This is a genomic window from Clostridium sp. ATCC 25772, from assembly GCF_001573875.1.
Taxonomy (GTDB): domain Bacteria; phylum Bacillota; class Clostridia; order Clostridiales; family Clostridiaceae; genus Clostridium_J; species Clostridium_J senegalense.
On sequence record NZ_LFRG01000007.1, the window covers coordinates 1 to 24138 of the forward strand.

21 protein-coding genes are annotated in these 24138 nt (G+C 26.7%); 9 read left to right on the forward strand and 12 right to left on the reverse strand.

Annotation, left to right across the window (positions count from 1 at the left end):
• Positions 1 to 79 precede the first annotated feature (79 nt).
• On the reverse strand, positions 80 to 637 hold the full coding sequence (locus tag AZI32_RS03360) for an MEDS domain-containing protein (RefSeq protein WP_061994492.1): 558 nt from the start codon (positions 635 to 637) through the stop codon (positions 80 to 82).
• A 755-nt stretch (positions 638 to 1392) separates the two neighbouring features.
• On the opposite strand from AZI32_RS03360, the gene asnB reads away from it, so the two are divergent.
• Positions 1393 to 3291: an asparagine synthase (glutamine-hydrolyzing) gene (asnB, locus tag AZI32_RS03365; protein ID WP_061994493.1), complete on the forward strand. Its 1899-nt coding sequence runs from the start codon at positions 1393 to 1395 to the stop codon at positions 3289 to 3291.
• 341 nt (positions 3292 to 3632) lie between these two features.
• The gene (locus tag AZI32_RS03370) at positions 3633 to 4241 is read left to right on the forward strand and encodes an ECF transporter S component (RefSeq protein ID WP_061994494.1); all 609 of its coding nucleotides are present in this window, start codon (positions 3633 to 3635) and stop codon (positions 4239 to 4241) included.
• 48 nt (positions 4242 to 4289) lie between these two features.
• On the opposite strand, the gene AZI32_RS03375 is transcribed toward AZI32_RS03370, so the two are convergent.
• The 3 genes from AZI32_RS03375 to AZI32_RS03385 all read right to left on the reverse strand — a co-directional run bounded on the left by AZI32_RS03375 (position 4290) and on the right by AZI32_RS03385 (position 6817).
• On the reverse strand, positions 4290 to 5270 hold the full coding sequence (locus AZI32_RS03375) for a P1 family peptidase (protein ID WP_061994561.1): 981 nt from the start codon (positions 5268 to 5270) through the stop codon (positions 4290 to 4292).
• Between the two features lie 164 nt (positions 5271 to 5434).
• Positions 5435 to 6388, reverse strand: coding sequence for an SPFH domain-containing protein (locus AZI32_RS03380; RefSeq protein WP_061994495.1), 954 nt, complete (start codon positions 6386 to 6388; stop codon positions 5435 to 5437).
• A gap of 3 nt (positions 6389 to 6391) precedes the next feature.
• Positions 6392 to 6817: an NfeD family protein gene (locus AZI32_RS03385; RefSeq protein ID WP_061994496.1), complete on the reverse strand. Its 426-nt coding sequence runs from the start codon at positions 6815 to 6817 to the stop codon at positions 6392 to 6394.
• A 343-nt stretch (positions 6818 to 7160) separates the two neighbouring features.
• Here AZI32_RS03385 and AZI32_RS03390 point away from each other — a divergent pair, with 343 nt between their 5' ends.
• From AZI32_RS03390 to AZI32_RS03400, 3 genes are all read left to right on the forward strand, one after another.
• Positions 7161 to 7775, forward strand: coding sequence for a 3'-5' exonuclease (locus AZI32_RS03390; RefSeq protein ID WP_061994497.1), 615 nt, complete (start codon positions 7161 to 7163; stop codon positions 7773 to 7775).
• Positions 7776 to 7802: 27 nt separating this feature from the next.
• Positions 7803 to 8966 (forward strand): amidohydrolase, encoded by a 1164-nt coding sequence (locus tag AZI32_RS03395; RefSeq protein ID WP_061994498.1) that lies wholly within the window; start codon positions 7803 to 7805, stop codon positions 8964 to 8966.
• 1030 nt (positions 8967 to 9996) lie between these two features.
• Complete coding sequence (locus AZI32_RS03400; RefSeq protein WP_061994499.1) at positions 9997 to 12336, forward strand: transglycosylase domain-containing protein; 2340 nt, start codon at positions 9997 to 9999, stop codon at positions 12334 to 12336.
• Positions 12337 to 13025: 689 nt separating this feature from the next.
• Here the strand turns inward: AZI32_RS03400 and AZI32_RS03405 are convergent.
• Complete coding sequence (locus AZI32_RS03405) at positions 13026 to 14357, reverse strand: amino acid permease (RefSeq protein ID WP_061994500.1); 1332 nt, start codon at positions 14355 to 14357, stop codon at positions 13026 to 13028.
• A gap of 893 nt (positions 14358 to 15250) precedes the next feature.
• Here AZI32_RS03405 and AZI32_RS18735 point away from each other — a divergent pair.
• Positions 15251 to 15394 (forward strand): hypothetical protein, encoded by a 144-nt coding sequence (locus AZI32_RS18735; protein WP_164474736.1) that lies wholly within the window; start codon positions 15251 to 15253, stop codon positions 15392 to 15394.
• 234 nt (positions 15395 to 15628) lie between these two features.
• Complete coding sequence (locus AZI32_RS03410) at positions 15629 to 16495, forward strand: DMT family transporter (RefSeq protein ID WP_061994501.1); 867 nt, start codon at positions 15629 to 15631, stop codon at positions 16493 to 16495.
• Positions 16496 to 16557: 62 nt separating this feature from the next.
• On the opposite strand, the gene AZI32_RS03415 is transcribed toward AZI32_RS03410, so the two are convergent.
• The 3 genes from AZI32_RS03415 to AZI32_RS03425 form a co-directional block, all read right to left on the reverse strand.
• Positions 16558 to 16914, reverse strand: coding sequence for a NifB/NifX family molybdenum-iron cluster-binding protein (locus AZI32_RS03415; protein WP_061994502.1), 357 nt, complete (start codon positions 16912 to 16914; stop codon positions 16558 to 16560).
• A gap of 208 nt (positions 16915 to 17122) precedes the next feature.
• A complete protein-coding gene (locus AZI32_RS03420) occupies positions 17123 to 17707 on the reverse strand; it encodes a HutD family protein (RefSeq protein WP_061994503.1) in 585 nt (194 codons plus the stop codon).
• A 158-nt stretch (positions 17708 to 17865) separates the two neighbouring features.
• A complete protein-coding gene (locus AZI32_RS03425; RefSeq protein WP_061994504.1) occupies positions 17866 to 19560 on the reverse strand; it encodes a M3 family oligoendopeptidase in 1695 nt (564 codons plus the stop codon).
• Positions 19561 to 19894: 334 nt separating this feature from the next.
• Here AZI32_RS03425 and AZI32_RS03430 point away from each other — a divergent pair, with 334 nt between their 5' ends.
• On the forward strand, positions 19895 to 20443 hold the full coding sequence (locus tag AZI32_RS03430) for a pyruvate kinase alpha/beta domain-containing protein (protein WP_061994505.1): 549 nt from the start codon (positions 19895 to 19897) through the stop codon (positions 20441 to 20443).
• A gap of 109 nt (positions 20444 to 20552) precedes the next feature.
• Here the strand turns inward: AZI32_RS03430 and AZI32_RS03435 are convergent, their stop codons facing one another.
• Positions 20553 to 20921 (reverse strand): hypothetical protein, encoded by a 369-nt coding sequence (locus AZI32_RS03435; protein WP_061994506.1) that lies wholly within the window; start codon positions 20919 to 20921, stop codon positions 20553 to 20555.
• A gap of 265 nt (positions 20922 to 21186) precedes the next feature.
• Here AZI32_RS03435 and AZI32_RS18265 point away from each other — a divergent pair, with 265 nt between their 5' ends.
• Positions 21187 to 21354: a hypothetical protein gene (locus AZI32_RS18265; RefSeq protein ID WP_157450834.1), complete on the forward strand. Its 168-nt coding sequence runs from the start codon at positions 21187 to 21189 to the stop codon at positions 21352 to 21354.
• 20 nt (positions 21355 to 21374) lie between these two features.
• Here the strand turns inward: AZI32_RS18265 and AZI32_RS18270 are convergent, their stop codons facing one another.
• The 3 genes from AZI32_RS18270 to AZI32_RS03445 form a co-directional block, all read right to left on the reverse strand.
• Positions 21375 to 21536, reverse strand: coding sequence for a hypothetical protein (locus AZI32_RS18270; protein ID WP_157450835.1), 162 nt, complete (start codon positions 21534 to 21536; stop codon positions 21375 to 21377).
• A gap of 143 nt (positions 21537 to 21679) precedes the next feature.
• Positions 21680 to 21970 (reverse strand): CXXX repeat peptide modification system protein, encoded by a 291-nt coding sequence (locus AZI32_RS03440; RefSeq protein WP_061994507.1) that lies wholly within the window; start codon positions 21968 to 21970, stop codon positions 21680 to 21682.
• 4 nt (positions 21971 to 21974) lie between these two features.
• Positions 21975 to 24098 (reverse strand): radical SAM peptide maturase, CXXX-repeat target family, encoded by a 2124-nt coding sequence (locus AZI32_RS03445; RefSeq protein WP_061994508.1) that lies wholly within the window; start codon positions 24096 to 24098, stop codon positions 21975 to 21977.
• Between the last annotated feature and the right edge of the window lie 40 nt (positions 24099 to 24138).

A 24138-nucleotide genomic window follows, 5' to 3' on the forward strand; every position in this document is an offset into this window, starting at 1 on the left:
AGTTATTGATAAAACATTAATTTGAATTTTCTCATTTGATAAATGAATAAGTTTAAGATTTAATTTGGAACCCTATAAGTTAAGCCAAGCTTTTTTTAGTTATAAATTCTTTCATAGGTATTATGTCATTTACAAACATTCTATGTGAATGTTTTTCATAAGATACTTTTATAATTTCTTTATCTATAATCTTTCTTTCTTGTATATAATCTTCAAAATCATATAATACTAAAACTGTAATTGGCATATATTGTATCACATCATACAAATTTTCTATAAATTTAATGAATAAATTTTTACTACTATTTTCTATTATATACTTTGCATCTATTATTAATATAACGTCAGAGAATCCACAGTTTATTTTTTCATCTTTATATCTTTTCAAAAAATCTTCTAAAACATTTTTTTCCCCTTCAAAAACTATGTTTTTCATATTATCATTTTTAACCATAGTTTTTTCTGTGTCATTTAGAAATTCATTTAAAAGCTTAAATGTCTTATCTTCAACATTTAAATATACAAATACATTTTTTTCCATATTGTTTTTTATGTATTTATACATATTTATAAGCATGTGATCATTTCCACAATAATAGAAGGTTATGCTTTTTCCTATACCTTTTGATATATCCATATTATATTCCTCCTAAATGTATTTTTACATTCTCTACAATATATATATTCTCATATTTTTCCTTGTTTTTCCAATATTTTATTCCTTTATTTTTCTTATTTTTTAGACATTATAATAATAATAACAACAATTTTATAAAATTTCTGTATAAAACATAATTTTTTTTTACATTTTTAAACACATTCCAACTAACTTATACATTATTTCATCAGTCTAAAATTATATTTATAATATATTTTAGACTTTAACATCCTTTTATAACTTATGTTTATATTAATTATTAAATTTATAAAATAAATCTTATTCTTATTTGAGATTTTATGGTATACTTTAATAGGATAAAATTTATAAAATAAGATTTGGATTTAATAACTATAAAAATTGCTATATTTTTACAGCAATTAACCTATTTACCTATTTAATTTTTATTTACATAAATTTAATAATGAAATGGGCAAGCTAAATTTAAAACTATTTGTTAATATAAGACTTTCTATTTATTAAAGTTAAAAATTATAGCTTATAAAGCTTGTTATTTTTATGAAGGTAATTATTAGCTTACGCTTTATAATATTAAATAAGCTAACCTTTAACTAATTTACATTTTGAACTTAAGATTATATTTTGCAATATAACTTTTAGTATGTTGTTAATCTTTTAATTGGTTATATATTGACCAACTTTTTTTCTTAATATAAAATGTAAAAATAAGAATTAAGAATTTTTATAAAATTTTCCACTAAGGAGGACTTAACATGTGTGGATTTGTAACATTTTTTAGTAATAATCCTATGACTCTTGACAACAAGGCTAAACTTAGTCCAATGTCTGAAGCAATTATTCATAGGGGACCAACTCAAGATGGAGAATATTTTGATGAACATGTATACTTAGGATTTAGAAGACTTAGTATACTAGATTTAGAAAACGGAAAACAACCTTATAGCTATGGAAACGATGAGTATGAATTAATTTTTAATGGCGAGGTTTATAACTATAGAGAACTAAGAGAAGATTTAATAAAAGAAGGCTATAACTTTACAACTGATTCAGAAATCGAAGTAATAGCTACTTTATATAAACACGAAGGCGAAAGTTTTGTAAAAAAACTTAGAGGTATGTTTTCTATAATAATTTGGGATAAAGTAAAACAGGTATTTTTCGGAATTAGAGATCCATTTGGTATAAAACCTTTTTACTATATTGAAAATGAAAATGGACTATATGTTGCATCCGAACTAAAAAGCTTTTTTGCCAATCCTGAAACAACTTATAAGGATTTAGATACTAAGGCTATTCATGACTATTTAACATTTCAATTTGTACCTGAACCAAATACTATGCTTAAAGATGTAAAACTGTTAAAACCAGGTCATACAATAAAAAAAGAACTAGGCAAAAAATGTGAAATAAATCAATATTATAGCTTGCAATTCAATCCTATTTCTATGCCTAAAGATGACCGAATGAAAGAAATACGAAATGTTGTTGAAAAATCAGTAGAGCTTCATATGAATGCAGATGTTCCTGTTGCTACATTTTTATCTGGTGGTATAGACTCTACAGTTGTTACTGCACTTGCTAGCAAAATAGATCCAAACATTAAATCTTTTACTATTGGATTTGATAGAGAAGGCTACACAGAAATAGACTTAGCTAAAGAAACTGCTGATAAATTAGGAGTAGAAAATATAAGTAGAATTATTTCTGCTGAAGAATTTGCAAATGAAATTCCTAAAATCATTTGGCATATGGATGAACCTGTAGCTGACCCTGCAGCAATTCCTCTTTATTTTATTTCACAAGAAGCTCGTAAACATGTAACTGTTGTTTTATCTGGAGAAGGGGCAGACGAGGTGTTTGGTGGATACACTATATATCATGAGCCATTATCACTTCAAGGTTTTAAAAATGTTCCAAAGCCAGTAAAATCTATGTTAAAAGCTATTTCAAACAAAATGCCTGAAGGAATGAAAGGAAAAAGCTTCTTAGATAGAGGTTGTACTCCACTTTCTGAACGTTATGTTGGAAATGCTAAAATCTTTTTAGACGAAGAAAAAGCTTCAATTTTAAAAAATTATAATAGTGATTTTACTTATGCTAAAACTATGAAACCAATATATGATAAAATAAAGAATTATGATGAAGTTACACAAATGCAATATGTTGATTTCAATACTTGGCTTACAGGTGATATATTAGTTAAAGCTGATAGAATGAGTATGGCTCACTCTTTAGAATTAAGAGTTCCATTCTTAGATACAGAGGTTTTAAAAGTTGCTTCTAAATTAAATCTTGAAGAAAAAATTAATGGCAACGTAACTAAATATATGCTAAGAGAAGCTTATAAATCACAACTTCCAATGCTTGGAGCTATAGATAGAAAAAAACTTGGATATCCGGTACCAATTCGTGTATGGCTTAAAAAAGAGCTTTATGATTGGGCTGTAAATATAGTAAAACAAAGTAATGCTGAATTTATAAACAAAAAAGCTGTACTTGACTTAATCGAAGACCATAGAAAAGGACCTTTCGATAGAAGCAGAAAAATATGGACTATTCTTGTATTCTTAATATGGCACAGAATTTACATAGAAAACACAGCTTCATATGACTTTGCAAAAGAAATAGCTTTAGATAAGATAAACAAATAAATATATACTAGATTTTTAAAGACATTCAAGTGATTATGCTTTAATGTCTTTTTTATATTTATAAAACTTAATATGAATTTAAGTAATAAATATATAATTAATCTATACCTATATACTATAGAAAATATTATTTCAAATACGTTTAAATTTAACAAAATGTCTAAAGAAAATTCTTAATTCTCCATTTTATATTGATTTTTTATTGTGAAATGTTATAAAATACAATTGTCAGTATTCAAATTGAAACTGAACAATGTAGTAATATTTACTTTCATTGTGGCACATATATGTGCATAACACCAAATTATATCCTAAAAGGAATAAGAATGGGAGGATTTGTAATGGAGTCAACTTTTAAAAACACAAAGTCAAAGAAGTCTAAACTTACAGTTAGACAAATGGCTATTGTAGGAATGCTGTCTGGAGTTTCTATATTCTTAGGAGTAACAAAACTAGGATTTATACCACTTCCAGCTATGAATGCTACAATACTACATTTACCAGTAATAATCGGTGGAATTTTAGAGGGACCTTTAGTTGGTGGACTTATAGGGTTAATCTTTGGACTTTTTAGTATGTTCCAAGCAATAACAGCACCAACATTAACTTCTTTTATGTTTTTAAACCCTATAATAGCATTAATTCCAAGAATACTAATTGGCGTTGGAAGTTATTACATCTATAAAGTATTTAAAACTAAAAAAGATACTTTTAAACTTACAATAACTGCTTTTTTAGCTTCTATGATTAATACTATCGGTGTCTTAGGTCTTGGATACTTAATTTATGCAGATAAACTATCTAGCATTTGGGGACTTACAAGCAATAAAGCTGTAGGACTTGCTTGCTTAACAATAGGTGCAACTAATGGTATACCTGAAGCTATTGTAGCAGCGGTGATTGTAACACCTATAATAATATCAATGAAAAAAATAAAAAAATCAAGATAAATCTGAAAGAGCACTAAAATTTTAGTGCTCTTTATTAATATAATATATTTATAAATTTTTCTTTTTCAAAAATTCATTTCTGCTTAGTAATCCATAACTACTTTCTGCATTTTCTATGGCATTAATCACTGCCTTTTCCATAACTTTAGATGCTAACATTCCAACGGTGCTTACATCTGCTTTTACTATATTAGTAGCCATTGCAAATATTGTATCTCCATCATACATTGTATGAACAGGATATATGGTTTTTGCAAAACCATTATGTGCAATTGATGCAATTTTGTTAGTTTCACTTTTACTTAATATAGCATTTGTTACAATTAAACCTATAGTTGTATTACCATTAAACCTATTATTTTTATTTTCATATTCTTTTATTAATACATCCTCTGTATTTAAAAAGTTTAATTTTTTATAATCTAATACTCCTGCTAATATTTCTCCTGTTGACGGATCTATAACATCTCCAAAAGCATTTACAGCAACCATTGCCCCTATTTTCAAATCTCCAATTTGTATAGCATAAGATCCAAGACCGCTTTTCATTGAAAAATTCGGACCTAACACCTTCCCTATTGTAGCTCCACATCCAGCTCCTACATTTCCATTTAAGTCTCTTGTATTAGTTTCACTAAATACACATGCCTCATAACCCATTTTTTTATCTGGCCTAATTTTACTATCACCTATTGTTAAATCAAAAAGTACAGCACTACATACTATTGGTACTTTAGTAACACCAACGTCAAATCCTATATTTTTACTTTCTAAATATTCCATCACTCCACAGGATGCATCTAAACCGAAAGCACTTCCACCAGATAACACTACAGCATGTATTTTTTCGATCATCTCCGTAGGATTTAAAAGATCTGTTTCCCTAGTTCCTGGAGCTCCTCCTCTTACAGCAACACCACCAGTAGCTCCTTCTTCACATAAAACCACAGTACAACCAGTTCCACCTTTATGATTTTCACAATGGCCTACCTTAATTTTTTCTATATCTAAAAATTTAATTTCCTTCATAAAAACACCTCTCATAATTTTTTTAATTATAGTATAATTAAAAAGATATTCTACCATCAATTTTTTTATAATTTTAGTTATCATCTTTTAGAATTCCAAATCATACTATATTTATATAAAAAAGGCATGTGAACTCAATCACATACCTCTTTATATTTTAGTCTTTAATGATTTTTCATATCTTTTGACATATTTAATGTTTCTGCTATTGCAGCAATGCTTCCTAAAGAATTTAAAGAATCAACTGGTAATATCATTTTATTTGCTGGATTCTTTGATAATTCCTTAAGAGCTTCAACTTGTTTTAAGGCTATAACAGCTTCATTTGTGCCAGATTCAATTATTGCCTTATTTACTCTTTGAATAGCCTCTGCTTCCGCCTTAGCTATAATCTCTATTGCACTGGATTTACCCTCTGCTTCTAAGAGTTGAGATTCTCTAAGTCCTTCTGCATGTCTTATATTCGCTTCCTTCTCTGCTTCTGCTTGAAGTATTTTTGAACGCTTATCTCCTTCTGCCTTAGCTATAGAACTTTCTCTTTGTCCTTCTGCTGTAAGTATAGCTGCTCTTTTATCTCTTTCTGCTTTCATTTGTTTTTCCATTGCATTTTGTATTTCCTGAGGTGGAACTATGTTTTTTATTTCTACAGAAAGTACTTTTATACCATATGCATCTGTTATAGTGTCAACTATTGTTAAAAGCTTTGAGTTTATAGTATCTCTTCCTGCTAAAACTTCATCTAAACTCATATCACCTATAATATTTCTCATATTAGTAATTGTTGAGTACATAATTCCTGATGTGAAATCTTCAATATTATAAACAGCATCCTTAGCATTTAAAACATGATAAAATATTACATTATCTACAGAAATTTTTACATTATCCTTTGTTATAACATTTTGTGGTGGTATGTCTAATATTTGTTGTTTCATTGAAATTTTCTTTCTTACAAAGTCAGCAAATGGTATAGTAATATGCCATCCCGGTTCTAAAATCTTATAAAACTGTCCAAACCTTTCTAAAACATAAACATAACCTGTGTTTACTACTTTTATTGTTGAAAGTATTATACCTACAATCAATAAAAGTACAACTATTACTCCTATAATAGCCATAAATTATTCATCTCCCTTTTTTATAATTAATTTATTTCCATCTACAGATATAACTTTAAAAATTTCTCCTTTTAATATATGAGTTCCTACATTCTTCACATTCCAATATATTCCATTAACTTTCACTTGTTTTTCTTTAAATATATCTTCTTCCGCTACAAAAACTTTTCCAATATATTTACCCATCGTCAAAGACTCTTTTTTAAAGGTCTTTTTTATATATTTTCGAGAAATTTTAAGACCTATTACTATTGAAATTCCACCTAATATTATGGCTATTAGAAGTTGAATTTCAAAATCTACTATAAATCCTATTAAAAATGCTGGTATAAAGCCTAAAATTAACCATGAATAAGTGAAGTCACTACTTAAATAGTCAATAGCTATTACAACGATTGTTAACCCAATCCAAATCCAATTCAAATTCATATTTTTTTACACTCCCCCCTAAAATAATACAAATTAAATTTATTGCACAATTTAACAATAGTATTATTTATACTATATAATACACTATTTTCTACAATTTGCAATATAAATAACTATCTGAATATGTGTGATTGTATAAATTTTAACATAACCCCCTTAAAAATATTACATACAAACCCCATATTAAATATATATTTAAAAATCTTAAGATAATTACTAGTCATTTTTTCTAATATACATTATTATATAATATAGTATCTTTAGTTTAAACTTTATTTATAAAATATGAAATTAACTAATGATTACACTTAAACAAATCTTATTTTAGGAGGATTTTTTTTTAATGAAAATGATTTTTTTTGATACAGAAACTACAGGGATATCGCCTGGAAACATATGTGAACTTTCTTATATAATTGTAGATACTGATGTAAAACCACAAAAAACTTACGGTAAAAATTTTTTCTTTGCTGTGGAATATGTGGAACCATCAGCTAAAGAAATACATGGATTTTCTGAAGAAGATTTATATAAATTAAGTAATGGCTTATATTTTGAAGATCAATTTGAAGAAATTTCAGATGACTTTTTAAATGCAGATATATTAATAGGTCACAATGTAAACTTTGATATTAAGTTTATAACTCATGAATTAGAGTTTTGTGAAATAAATTATAAACCTAAAAATACATTCTGTACTATGAACTATTATAAAAACATATGTAAATGTTCTAATGGTAAAGGTGGAATTAAAAATCCAAAACTTGAGGAAGTTGTTAATTTTTTAGGTCTTAATTCGACAATAATAAAAAATAAAGCTAATGAATTATTTGATGGTAGTGGAAATTACCATGATGCTAGATTTGACACAGCTGCAACATATTTAGTTGTAACTGAAGGAATAAGAAAAGGTTTAATCCCTAAAGGTTATTTCACAAAAATGGTTAAAAATAATTAATATAATTTTATTGGGGGTATTGTTAATATGATAGTTATTATAAATGCTAGTATTCATACTATGACTGACTTAATTTTAGAAAATGGAATGATTATTATTAAAGATTATAAGATACAGGATTTAGGTTATAATTTACCAATTCCTGAAAATTCATTGGTAATTGATGCTAAAGGTGGTTTTTTAATGCCAGGGTTAATTGATGCACATTGTCATGTAGGTATGTGGGAAAATGGCATTGGATTTGAAGGTGCTGACGGTAATGAAGCTACTGATCCAGTAACACCTCAACTTAGAGCAATAGATGGTATAAATCCTTTAGATAAATGTTTTGAGGAAGCTTTATGCTCAGGTATTACTACCGTTTCAACTGGTCCTGGTAGTGCTAATGTTATAGGGGGACAATTTACAATAATGAAAACCTACGGAAAAACAATAGATGATATGGTTATTAAAGAGTGTTCTGCTATGAAAATTGCTTTTGGTGAAAATCCAAAAAGAGTCTATGGAAATCAAAAGAAATCCCCTTCAACGAGAATGGGTACTGCATCAATTCTTAGAGAAAATTTTAAAAAAGCTGAAATTTATGTTGAAAAACAAAAAAAAGCTATAGAAGGCATTGAAAAAGCTCCCGAATTTGATATGAAAATGGAAGCATTGGCCAAGGTAATAAAAGGCGAACTTCCTCTTAAAGCTCATGCCCATAGAGCAGATGATATATTATCAGCAATTAGAATTGCAAAAGAATTTGATTTAGATTTATCTTTAGAACATTGCACTGAAGGTCATTTGATTGTGGATTATTTAAAAAATGAGAATTTAAAAGGTATAATAGTTGGTCCAACTTTATCTGATAGATCAAAAGTAGAACTTCAAAATTTAACATTTAAAACTCCAACTTTATTAAACCATGCTGGAATAAAGATATCAATTATGACAGATCATCCAGTTATACCTCTTCAATATCTACCTATTTGTGCCGCTTTAGCTGCTAGAGAAGGTATGGACGATGAGGAAGCCTTACGCTCTATAACTATAAATCCAGCAAAAACTTTAGATATATCTCATAGGGTTGGTTCTATAGAAAAAAATAAAGATGCCGATATAGTTATTTATAATGGTCATCCTTTTGATTTAAGAAATAAAGTTAAATTTGTAATGATAAATGGTGAAATTATTAGAAACGAACTTTAATATATATTTCTTAATATTAATATAACTATAATTTTCATGTTAAAGTTATGAATTTAGAATATTTTTTCTATATTTCATAACTTTTTATTAACCCTATATATAATTATACAATGGATATTAATCAAAATATTGTTGTATTTTTTTCAATATCCATTGTATAATATTAAAGGTTTGTTGTATATGTTATTATTTGTATAAATTTTAATATAAATAATAAAAAAATTTTATTATGTTTTTATTATTTAATTAATTTCGTTACAATAATATAGGGAAACAAGCTCCAATTTAAATTTATTCAATAACCTTAAAATATTTTCGTACAAAATTCAGCATTGAATTCTAAATGATTCGGAGCATGTCTCACTATTTTAGGTATCCAAGTTTTGGAATGGATAATTTTAAAAGTCAACTTGGAACCCTATATAGTAAAATAAGCTCGAATTTAAATTTATTCAAAAACTTAAAAATATCTTCATTCTAAATTTAGTCTTAGGTTTAGATGCTTGCGAGCTTACATCACTGTTTTGTTATCTAAGTTTTAGAATTAATAATTTTTTAAGTTAAATTATAACCTAGACCATATGTTAATAATTCTGTTACAATAAATAAATTTTGAAGTTATTGTACATTTTTTGTAGCTTTGAGTGTTAAATAAATATAATTATTAACAGATGCAATTTTATAGTAATAATTAAGTAAAAGTGTTCAATTTACAATTTTATATGGATTAGCCTTATAATTTATAAACTTGAAATTATACAATTAAATAATATGTTAATAACTACTTTGCATATTAATAAAAATTGAAGTATAATCCATTTAAGGGTTTTCCACTATGCACTTTTAAATTAATTAAAAAATTTATTAAAATATAACTTATCTTTGTTTTATTGCTCATAAATAAAATATTTGTTAAATTTTAGTAATATTTTTTAATAATATTTATTATTATTATATTATCTTGATTACTTTTTATGGAAATATGTTATATTAAGATAATATTAAAACTTCTTTATGAAAGGAGCCCAATATGAAAGAAAAAACAACAGATAAACAAAAAAAGAAAACTCGTCGCAAAAAATCCAAAAGTAAGGGGATTTTAAAGGGTTTTTTTATATTTTTATTAGTTATTACTCTTGTAGGAATGCTTGTTTTAGCTTTTAATTATAAAAATCTAAAAAACTTTTATAATGATTCTGTAGAAAAAGCTAACTCTGTATCATATCAAACATTTTTAAGCAAAATGCCTACGGTAATTTATGATAAAGACGGACAAGTAATCCGAGAATTAGCTCAATATGATTACTCATATTTAGATTACAAAAACATACAGCCAAATATCGTTAACGCCTTTATTTCTATAGAAGATCCTAGATTTTGGAAACATAATGGTGTTGACTTTAAAGCATTATTTCGTGCTGGATTAGAACTTGTAAAAAACAAAGGAGAAATAACACAAGGTGGATCTACTATAACTCAACAACTTGTTAAAACTACAGTTCTCTCTCACGAGCAAACTTTTAAAAGAAAGTTTCAAGAGATAATAATTTCTCGTAAACTTGAAGAGAAATATAGCAAAGAACAAATTATTGAGTTCTATATCAATAATATATATTTTGGTAATGGGAATTATGGTATCGAATCCGCATCTAATTATTATTTTAACAAACCATCTAAAGATTTAGATTTAAGTGAACTTTGTTTTTTAGCAGCTATACCTAATAACCCTACTATGTTTGATCCTTTATCAAATATAGAAAACACTCTTGAGAGAAGAAACCTTATACTTGATAAAATGTTAAAAGCAAAAACAATTAATCAAGACGAACATGATAGTGCTAAATCCGAAGAGATTAATCTTAATGTTAAAGAACATGAGAATTATGAACCAGAGGGTTATACGATAACTTATGCACTAAATTGTACTATCGAACAACTTATGGCTAAATCAGGTTTTAAATTTAGGACAAGTTTTAAGGATGATAATGATAGAACATCTTATTTTGATAATTATGATAAGTTATATATGGAGCTTAATGCTTCAATAAGAAAAGGTGGATATAAAATTTACACTTCATTAGACCCTGGAAAACAAGAACTATTACAAAATAGTTTAGATAATAACTTATCTGGTTATTATGGCATTGATCCAGATACAGGACTTTATTCAATGCAAGGATCTGCTGTTACAATAGATAATACAACTGGAAATGTAGTTGCAATTGTAGGTGGTAGAAGTCAGGATGGAGTTGATAATACATTTAATAGAGCTTACTTAGCTCCTAGACAGCCCGGTTCAACAATTAAGCCACTTGTGGCATACACTCCTGCTTTTGAACGTGGATATACTGCTAATAGTACTTTAGAAGATAAGGCAATATCAAATGGTCCTGCTAATGCTTACAGTGGTTATAAAGGATATGTAAATCTTAGATATGCAACTGAAATTTCCATAAATACTATACCTTTTAATCTAGTTAATGAAATAGGTGTAGATACAGCATTATCTTATCTTCATAATATGAAATTTAAGTATATAATGCCGTCAGATACAACACCTATAGTTTCTATAGGAGGTTTTACTAAAGGTACAACAGCTGTAGAAATGGCTGGAGCATACTCAACACTAGCTAGAAATGGTCAATATATTGAGACTACATGTCTTGAAAAAATAGAGAACTATGAAAATGAAGTTTTGTATAAAAATTCTCATTCACAAATAGAGATATACTCAGAAGACGCTACCAAAGAAATGACCAGTATATTAAAAGGTGTTATATCTAAACCTCACGGTACAGGTTATGGAGCATCTTTAAAAAATGGTATGCCATCAGCTGGTAAAACAGGAACTACAGATGATGATAAAGATGCTTGGTTTTGTGGTTATACTCCTTACTACACTACTGTTGTTTATGTCGGAGCTGATATTCCTCAAACTATATATAAAGGTGGACAAGTATCGAAATCCATTTGGAAAGATTATATGGATGAGATCCATTCTGGCTTACCTTTAAAAGATTTTGATGGAAGTACACTTTCTGGTCCAGATTTAAATATTATACCAGATGATACACCTAAACCTGATGCAGAAAAAGAAACTGACAAAACTACAGATAAAGACAAGGACAAGGATAAAGATAAAGATAAAGATAAGGACAAGGACAAGGAAAATAAACCTGAGACTAACAACCCAGGAAACAATAATGGCAATAATAATGGAAATGGAAATACGAACCCCGGTGAGGGTGGTGGCGAAACAAAACCACCAGTGGATCCTGTAGATCCACCTGTAGATCCAGTAGACCCACCTGTAGATCCAGTGGATCCACCAGTAAATCCACCAGTGGATCCACCTAAAAACCCTACTTAATAGGAGAATATAATAAAAAGTGCTTAAATTTTAATAAATTTAAGCACTTTTTATTTTGAAACACATTATATATTTTATCATATACACTAAGCCTCTATATGCCATTCTTTCAAAGAAAAATATTTTTTAACGTCTTTAACCCTAGCAACTGGTTTTATTTTATATATGCATACATATAGCCTTTGTAGCATATACCAATTTTTTATTTTAACAAAATTTGTTCAAGTAAGCTAAACATAACATTTATTTTTATAAGACTTTTTAATTAAATATATTTTGCATTCCCTATACAAATAACTCTAAAATTAAATTTTATGTTTAAAACCCTATATTTAATGCCCTTAATATTATAATAATACTTGCTTGTTCTATAGGGAAACAAGCTCCAACTTAACTTTATTCAATAACCTTAAAATATTTTCATACAAGATGCAGTGTTAAATTCTAAGTGATTCTGAGCATGTCTCACTATTTTAGGTATCCAAGTTTTGGAATGGATAATTTTAAAAGTCAACTTGGAACCCTATATAACAATATATCTTTCTCTAACTAATTATTTATTATAAACTAAGTGATTTAATATATACTTTATATTAAATCACTTAAAGATTTTACAGAACTGTTTAAATAAAAAAAGGTTGTCTCAACCTTTTTAAGTTAAAAACAACCTTGTTATTTACAATCTATAATTAAGCAACATTCTTTCCAGAACCTGTTTCTTTTGTATTCTTTTTCTTTAAGTATAAGAATACTGGTAATCCTACTAATGTTAAAACTGTTCCTACAACAGCGTTAGTAAAGCTTGATGTTAAACAGCTTATTACTATATATATACCTCCAATTATACCTACTAATGGTATTATTGGGAATAAAGGCACTTTGTAACTTGCATTCATTTTTCTCTTTCTTACTAAGAATACTCCAAATACTCCCATTACGAAGAATACCCATAATACGAATACTATCATATCAGTTAATGCTTGGAATGATCCACTTGCAACATATACTAATGCTATTACACTTAGTAATATTATTGAATTTATTGGAGTACCAAATTTAGGATTAATTTGTTCTAAAACAGCACTAGCTGGTAATTTTCTTTCTTTAGCCATAGCTACTGGCATTCTTGATCCAGCCATCATGTTTCCATTTAGAGCTCCAAAAACAGAAATCAACATACCAAGTGAAATAATAACTCCACCAATTGAACCAAATAACACTGATGCTGTATCAGCTGCAACTGCACTTGAACCTATAACCTGATCCATCGGTAATGTTTTTATTATACCAACACTAAATAGTACGTACACAGCCATAACTATTGTCAATCCGCCAATTATAGCTTTTGGTAAGTTCTTTTCTGGCTCTTTTATTTCACCAGCTAAAGTACCAACACTTATCCAACCATCATAAGCCCATAAACATCCTATTAACGCAGCTCCAAATCCGCCTGCTGTAAATCCGTTAAATGAAATTGTAGAAAGTTCTCCACTTTTACCGTTGATAATACCAAATATTATAATAGCTGCTAATGGTAAAAGTTTTCCAACTGTTGCTATAACTTGAACTTTACCTACTAACTTAGTTGACACCATATGTACTAATGCCATAAAAATTATTAAACCAACTGCTAATAATTTTTGTTGTGTTGCGCTTAATCCACCTAATAATGGTGATGCAGTTTCTGCTAAAACAATTGCGCTAGCTGCAATTACTGCTGGGAAATATATAACAACTTGAACCCATCCATACAAGAATCCAACAACGTCGCCATATAATTCTGTTAAATAAGCGTAAAGCCCACCTTCTTTTGGTATTGCTGATGCTATTTCTGCAACAGTTAATCCTGCACAAATAGTTATAAGACCAGCAATTAACCATGCTAAGATACCTAACAATGGTGATCCAGCTTCTTTAAAAACTACAGATGCTTTAAAGAACACACCTGAACCGATAACTACCCCTACAACAATTGAGATAGCTTCTTTTAAGCCCATACTTCTTTTGTTTTCTTGTGACATTAATTTCTCTCCATTTCTGTAAAAGATTTTTGAATAATTTTTTGACTAATTTGATTAATTAGTTATTTTGAATTGCAATGTTATTGTACTCGAAAATTGTCGATGATGCAACACATTTTTCAAAAAAATAATGATTTTTTGTTATTTTTTTATCTAACTTTTTAATGAAATTATCAAAATATTTATTCTTTATCTGTAGCGTTCTTAACCCCATATTCTATTTTATAAATAACATCTTTCTTTAGTAATAAATTTCTTAATAATGAAAATTTTAAATTAAATTTAAATGTTTATTATATTTTTTTTACATATTTTTATTATTTTGAAATTTTAAAGTGAATATAAAAAAAATTTTAATTTTGTTTTTAGAACTTTATTCTATTTATTTTTTGTTTTTTCTTAGTTATTACTATTTTATATTGTTTCCATAAAAAATATAGCAAGGTATTTACCCCATTAAAGTAAATAAATTTTTAACATACATATTTTTGACGTTTTTTGAAATTATTACACTATTATTGTCTTTTATTATTCTTACATAATTACTATTAAAAATTTATTTTAATAGTAATTATGTATTTTTTATACTTTTATAATCAACTCAAAATACTTCCAATATACAATTGCAATGATATTATCTTTTCATATTATTTTTCTGAATATTTCTTTTCAAAATTTAAATTTTTAATTTTTATCTTCACATATAAATCTATATAATAATTTTATTATTTTTGTAAACAATAAGAGTACAAAATTAAACTATACATTTTTAAACTGAACTTCAATCACTATATAAAGATTATTAAAATATAATACAGAAAGGAGATTGTTAGTACTCTAAGATAAAAATTATAACTTTAATTTTATTTTAAAGCATTAACATGTGTTTTATTATGGATAATAATAAAAATAGAATGAAAGAGGATTGGAAAACTCAATCTGAACTTAGAAAAATGTATCCTAAAGATGGTGCTGATGTTGGTATAATAAATGGTCATAAAATATCAAATCCTAAAGGCAAAAAAACAAATCAATAAAATTAAATTAAAAAAGAATATCTTAACTAGTTAAGATATTCTTTTTTAATTTAATTCCTACATTTATATAACACTTAAATAACAAGCTTTTTACACCTATTGAAAATTTAAAATAATATATTTAAACTCTAATTCTATTAAATAGTTTTATACATTTTCACTTGAAATTTAATGATAAATTGTACATAATAGTATTGATTATTATTTTCATCTACAAAGAAAGGACATTTTAATATGTGTAATAGAAATAAAGGAATACTATTCATAATTTTATCTGCATTTGGTTTTGCAATGATGTCAGCTTTTGTTAAACTATCAGGCGACCTACCATCTTTTCAAAAAACTTTTTTCAGAAATTTAATTTCTTGTATAATATCTTTTTTTATAATCATAAAAAATAAGGAAAGTTTTTTTGGAAAAAAGGAAAACCAAAAAACTCTTTTATTAAGATCTGCATTTGGAACTATTGGAATAGTTTTAAACTTTTATGCAATTGATCATCTAATACTTTCAGATGCAAACATGCTTAACAAACTTAGTCCATTTTTTGTTATAATTTTTTCTGCTATATTTTTAAAGGAAAAAATTAAAACTAATCAAATACTAGCAGTTATTATTGCATTTTTAGGTGCACTATTTATTATAAGACCTGCATTAAGCATAGATTTGATTCCATATATTATAGGTATATTTTCAGCTATATCTGCTGCAGCCGCCTATACCTGTGTAAGATTCCTTGGTGGAAAAGAAAAATACTATACTGTAGTATTTTATTTTTCCTTCTTTTCTTTAATAGTACTTTTCCCCTTTTTAGTCTTAAGTTATAAACCTATGACAGTTATTCAACTTTTTTATTTATTGATGGCTGGTACTTTTGCAACTATAGGTCAATTCGGAATAACTCTTGCTTATAAATATGCACCTGCCAAAGAAATTTCTATATTTGATTATTCAAATATAGTATTTTCAGCTATAATTAGCATGATTGTATTTAATCAAACTCCAGATAAGTTCAGTTTGTTTGGTTATATAATAATATTTATATCATCATTTTATATGTTTCTATATAGTAAGAAGCTAGACAAATTAAATATTAAATAAAAAAACAGAGGTATACCTCTGTTTTTTCCCTTAAAAATAGCTACTATTCATATAATTTTATTTTAATGACTATGATTTTCACCATGATGATTGCATATAACTTTTTTATCTTTAAGGTTTCCTAATATAAAAGATGCTATAACATCATTTACATTGCCATTAACTCCTCTTATAACTTCTAATCCCTTTTCTTTTAAAGCATTATAGGCACCTTGTCCAATTCCACCTGTTATAACAACTGAAACTCCTTCATTTACAAGTAGTTCAGATAAGCCACCATGATTATGTTGCAAGTCTTTTGAAGATATTTCTTTACATTCTTTAATATTAGAACCATCTAAATCTGCTATAAAAAAACTTTCACTTTTACCAAAATGCTGATTTATATATTCTCCATTCTTAGGCATAGCAATTTTCATAAATTCTTCCCCCTAACTAAAATCGTATACATAATCTAATTTATAATACACACAATTTATATAATATCATGTTACTTTACTCTAACTCCAACTTCATTACACACTTTTTCAGTTTGTATTTTAATATATCCTACCAATTAACCGTATTATATATATTAACCGTATATTATCTAAACTTTTCTAAGAAATTCTTTTATATCTATCATCTCTACACTTCTATACTACAAACTAAAACTTTAACATTCTTTTTATTCTCTAGTAAAATTGTCAAATTCTCAGTTTTATCATTTTTTATTACTATGGCATTATATTTTTCTAATATTATGGAACTCTCATTGATTTTTATAACAACGTTATCATCTATGGTATAAAGTACAAATACTTGTGCTGTATTAGGTTTACTTATTAGAATATTCTCTTCATTTCCTTTTAAAACACTTATATCTCCACTAGCATCACCCATTAACATCAAATTAAAATCTGTGACTTTACCAAAACTTTTAATTTTTAATTCTCCTGAAAACCTATAAATCTCATATGGTTTTAAATTTATAGTAGCCCCATCTTCATGAAGTAATTTTAAATCATTATCTAATGTTGTTATTAATCTTTTTACATTTTTTAATTTCGTAAATGTAGATGTTTCTAGCTCGATAGTAGCTGAGCTTACCCTAAATTTAAAATTTCTTTCTTTATAATCCCCATTTTCAGGATAAATATATATTTCTTTAGTTTTACCACCGCTCCAATTAGATATGTTTTGTTTATGTGGTTTTATAATTTTAATATCCACTTCTATACCTCGCTTCTTAACTAAGCTATATTTATGATAGAACTAATTATATAATTAGTTCTATCTTTTTTAATAAAATTCTATATTTTTAAAATTTAAAAAAATTTATATAAAAACAAAATTCTTTCATATATAACTTAAGAAGTAATTTTTACTCCTTATAATTTAATATCATCTACTTTTTCTAGCCAATCTCCTATTTCTTCTATTATAGAACTTACGCAACCCTCTTCAAATGGAGATTTTAAATTAGCATACTTTACAAGATTTAAAAATGATTTAGTCCCCCCTATGTTACAAAGTCTTACATAATCTTTCCATGCGCTTTTTCTATCTTCTATCATTTTTTTCCAAAATTGAAGAGCACATATTTGTGCTAAAGTATAATCTATATAATAAAATGGCGTTTGGAATATATGACCCTGTTGCATCCACCAGCCACCTCTCTCTAAAAAATCACATTTTTCATAGTTTTTGTGTGGCAAATATTTTTTCTCTATATTTCGCCAAGCTTCTTTTCTTTCCCTTGGTGTTGCATTTGGATTTTCATATACATAATGTTGAAATTCATCTACTGTTATTCCATATGGTATAAATTTAATTGCTCCACCTAAATGAATAAATTTATATTTTTCTGTATCTTCTTTAAAAAACAATTCCATCCAAGGCCAAGTAAAAAACTCCATACTCATAGAATGTATTTCACAACTTTCATAAGTTGGAAAAGTACACTCTGGCATTTCAATCCATCTTGATTGATAAACTTGGAAAGCGTGACCTGCTTCATGTGTTAAAACATCTACATCACCAGAAGTACCATTAAAATTCGAAAAAATAAACGGTGCCTTATAATCTGGTATATAAGTACAGTATCCACCACTTTTTTTATGTTTTTTTGTAACAAGATTTAAAAGATTACCCTCTACCATAAAATCAAAAAATTCTTTTGTTTCATCTGAAAGCTCTGAGTACATTTTCATTCCATTGTGTATTATCCATTGTGGGTCCCCTTTTGGTGTTGCATTTCCACTTAAAAACTCAAATTTTTCATCAAAATATTCAAGTTTATTAATACCTAATCTCTTTCTTTGCCTTTCATAAAGCTTATTGGCAACAGGAACTATATAATCTAGTACTTGTTTTCTAAAAACTTTAACCATTTCTGGATTATAATCACTTCTCATCATTCTAATATATCCAAGTTCTACAAAATTTTTAAATCCCAATTTTTGGGCAATTTTATTTCTAACTTTAACTAACTTATCATATATGGCATCAAATTCTTCCTCGTGCTCTACAAAAAAATTATATTTTGATTTTCCAGCTCTTTCTCTAATATCTCTATCTTTTGAAATTAAGAATGGCCCCATAGATGACAAGTTTCTTTCTTCACCCTCAAAATTTATTTTACAAGATGCAATAAGCTTTGCATATTTTGAGCTTAATTTATTTTCAAGTTGTAAGTCTTCTATAATTTCACTCGAAAAAGCTTTTAATGAAAACTCTGCTAAATTTAAAAATTGAGTTCCAAATTCCTTTTCTAATTCTACTCTAAACTTAGAATTAACTATAGCTTCATAGAAACTTGAATTTATTTCTTCATATAACGGACCATAACTATCCCAATAATCTCGCTCTTCATCATAAAATTTATCCTTAGTATTAACATCATGTCTTATAGATGCTATAGTACTCATACTTTCCAAATTATTTCTCATTTTATTTATTTTTCTTACTATATTTAACTGATTGTCACTATTTTTTTCAATTTTAAATTTTTCTATTAAATTCAAAATATTATTTTTATACATTTCGTAATTAGGTCGTTCATATTTGTATTGTTCAAATTTCATAAAATTACCTCCAAACTTTACTTTTGATATAAACTGCTAAATCATTACTAAATAAACTTCTTTTATTATATAATACTCTAAATTTTATATAATTCAAATTTTATTTTATAAATTTTTTAAATATTTTATCAATTCAGTCAATTATTAAACCTATTCAAATGTACTTTATTCTAGAAGCTACAAAACCCTCTTTCAACTTATATATTGTAAATTTAAAATAAATTTTTTTAAATTTCATAGATAAATTTAAATTGGTGTTGTTTAACTATATTTTTAAGATTCATGTTAAAATGGTATTAATTTATTATTTATAGTATTTTAAGGAGGTATATTAATGTATTTTGAGAAAACAGGAAAAGAAAACACAATAAAAACACTAGAATTAGCTCTTGAAACTGCTCGAAACAGGAATATAAAACATATAGTTTTGGCATCAAGTAGTGGTGAGACCGCTTCTCTTCTTTCAAATGTAAAAGACATAAACATAATTTGTGTAACCCATGCTTATGGATTTAAAAATGGCGGAGAAAATGATATGTCTGACGATGTTAGAAAAAACTTAATCAAAAAAGGTGTAAAAGTTCTTTCTACTACACATGTTTTAAGTGGTGCTGAAAGAGGAATTTCTAAAAAATTTGGTGGCATATCTCCAGTTGAAATAATAGCATCTACTTTAAGAATGTTTGGTCAAGGAACAAAAGTTGCTGTAGAAGTTGCCATTATGGCTGCAGATAGTGGTTTAATCCCTTATGCAGAACCAATTATTTCTATAGGTGGTACTCATTATGGTGCAGATACTGCAATTATTATTAAACCAGACCATGCTAATAATATATTAGATACTAAAATAGAAGAAATAATTTGCAAACCTAGTTCTATCTAAATAATAAAGTATAAAAAATACAAGACATATGAAATAAAATAATGATCAAGTAATTTGATCATTATTTTATTTCATATGTCTAATCTATATTAAAAGTTATTTATAACCTTTAATCTTTTTTACTATTTTTTATTATTTCTTGTTTTAAAACTTCCAAATCATCTTTTGTGTATTCATAAAATTCAGATTTTTCTGTTTCCAGTATAATTTTTTCAGCTTCCTCATACTCTCCACTAACACAAAATTTTTTTGCTCTAATATATCCATTAGTTACATGCCATAATCCTTTTGCTATGTCTTTATCATCTTGTTTTTTCAATCTATTTGATGCTATAGCAAAAGATTCTAATGCTTCAACATAGTTATCCTCTTTTAAATATTTTTTCCCCTTATTTAAAGTTTCCATCCCTTCATCTGAAAAACACCCTGTTAAAAAAACACTTAAAAGAATGCATAAAGAAAGAAAAAAATTCTTCAAAGAACTCCCCCCTATCCATCTTTCTTAATATCTCATACTATAATTTTACAATATATATAATAAAAGTTAAAGCAAACTTTCTTTTAACTATTATTTCTAAAGTAACAATTCTATAGTAAATACATAAATTAAAGTATAGAAAGTGAAAGAAAATAATTGTTTTCTTTCACTAAAGCAACGAAATTGAATAAAAACTTTGAAATTTATTTCTAAATTGACTTATTCATATGTTTATACTTCAAGAAAAAAAAAGGGGGAACTATAAATGTCAATACCAGAAAATATATTATTAATAAGTAGAAAAGCAAGTGAAATTACAGATTTATTATATGAAAAAATGTGTGCTAAAACTGAAGAAGATAAAAATGAAATAGCTATAAAAATAGAAATAGCTAAAAAAGATTTAGAAACCATGAAGAATAAAAGAGGGTAAATTTACCCTCTTTACTTTTTTTACATCATTCCTGGCCCACGTCTACATTGGTCAGCACAATCCATATCACAATGTGCTTTGCATCCTCTACCACATTCATAGCTGCATGATTGCATACAATAAGATTGACAATCTGATCCTAACGGTTGATCTTTTTTATTTTCTTCAAATAAATAATTCATAAAAAATCCTCCTTTTAATTTGAATCTTTTTATATAAAAACTAATTTTACTTTTGTTTTTAATAATAAATTTGTCCAAAGTTACAAATTAAGTTTTACTACTTACCTGATCACCTCCTTTAATAAATATAAAGAATATTTAAGTTATTGCTTTTCTATTAAAAATACTTCATTCGTAATAAAGTCTATTGTCCAATTACTGTTTTTACATGATTCCCATTTATATTTATCTATTTTTTCACTCCACCATATATTATATTTAGAATTCGCTTTTTCCTTTTCTATATCTATTTTTTTTTGAAAACCTTTCTTTTCATAATCTGTTATTTTAAATGTATCTAAAGTTAAACTAAGTTCATTTAATCCCATTATTCTTTCATATATAATTAGAATTTCTCTTTTTTCATCTTCATTTATATTTCCTAATTTTATCATTTTGCTAAACTCCTTTTTTAGATATTTTCTCTAACGGATCTAAATAATTTATTTTAGGTATAAGATTACAATCCTTTAAAACCCCAAGACTAACAAGCTCATTTTGTATTTCTCTTGACATGTTTCTTTCTAAATGACTTATTGTGCACTGGATTTTAGATGGAATGTTATATTCATTAGTTAATTTTTTATTTAAGTATTTACAATTTCTACACTGATAGGCATCGCATTGCTGACATATTCCTGCAGTTTCAGATTTCATTAAATGATTATTTTTAATGTTTATCCCCTTTTCTAAATCACCAATAAAATTTTCTGGATTATCATAATAAAATGCTGGGCATATATATATTTTTCCATTTGGTGCTAATGCAAAAGTATCCTCTCCAGCTGTACAATTACACATATCTTCTCTATTCATTCTATCTGTTAATATATTCAACTTAGGCTCTAATCCATCTTTATATTGTATAATTATATTTTCTTTTAGCTTTTCTAATTCCATTTTGTATTTTTCTAACTCCACCTTACCCCATTCCTCTATATTTTCAAGTATTAAATTTATTCTTTTGTAATTTTCACATAATTCCGAAAACATATTGTTTATATTATCAATATTATCTTTATTTACAAGTAAAATAGCTATATCACCACAATCATTTTTCGCTTTAGAATTATTATCATATACTATTATGTTATATCCTTGATTTTTCTTTTCCTCGCTTCCAATAATAGATAATGCTTGCATATTACTTTTACTCTTACCTAAAATCACCGTATCAAAATCATTTTTTTTAGCAAATTTAAAAGCTTTATTTAATGTTTCATCACTTGTAAATTTATTTTCTGATTTTAAATTTCTATATCCACAATGTGGTGTTACATTATCTGACATCATTATTTGTAAATATTTTGGCTTTCTATAGTATGTTCTATTAGCTTTTTTACGTTCTGATTCTATTCCTGTAATATTTTCAAATTTTTCCCAAAAGTATTTATTCGCTCTTACATTAGCTTTATGCATTTTGCATATAAACGTAGCCCTTTGATAAACTGTATTAGTATCTGCACTATCATAATTAAACCCTGTACACCATGCACATCCACTAGCTACATCACAATCTACACACTCCTTAGGACTTTGTGATTCTAATGATAATACACTAAATGGTCTTAATTTATCATAATTTATACCACTATCAACATCACCTATGCATAATCCGGTTTTATTATTAAGTGTAAAATCTACAAATCTTATACAGGGATAATATTTTCCATCAGCACTTATAGCTAACATCTTTCCCGCACCACAAAAGTTAGATTTTTTAGCTTCTTTATCTATAGGAAACCCTATCTTAGGATCAAAAAATCTTACTGAATATTCATTCCAAAGCTTATTTTCAATAATATAATCGGCAAGTTCTTTAAGTTGAGCTTCAAAAATATCATCATCACCTTGTTCCCAAACATCTTCAAATATAACATTTGCAGACACTGTTTTAATTCCTAAATTCCAAAGACTTATCACACTATCTTTTATATACGGCAAATCATCATGGGCAAAAGTAGCCTTAGTTTCTGATTTTGGAAACTGTTTTAACCATAATGGAACTCTCTTTACAACCTCATCATAAGAACCAGTATCGTTTGGAAAAACTCTTTGCATATCGTGTTTTGTTTTGTTTCCATCTACACTTATTCCTATAGATATGTGATTTCTGTTTTTTTCTATATATCTTTGAACCTCTGAAGAGTCATATAATAAACCATTTGTGGAAATACTAAATCTATATGAATTAAACCATGGATGGTCTAATAAAAACATTTGTTGCTTTATATAATCTGAAATTTTGTCAATCAAGTTTATTTCCAAAAGAGGTTCCCCCCCTATAAAATCCCAAACTACTGAACTAGAATTAAAATTTTTTCTATCATTTAATATATAGTCTACGGCTTTTTTTGCAGTATCAAAAGACATTTTCTTGAAGTTGTTTTTTTTAGACATATAACAATATTTACATCTTAAATTGCAATCCTCAGTTACAGAAAAGGTTATAGTTTTTGCATTTCCATCAAACCCTCTCCATGCTTTTTCTAATTGACCCATCTTAATTGATGAATTCTCCATTTCCATCACTCCCCATTTTTTTATTTAACTGTTTTAATAA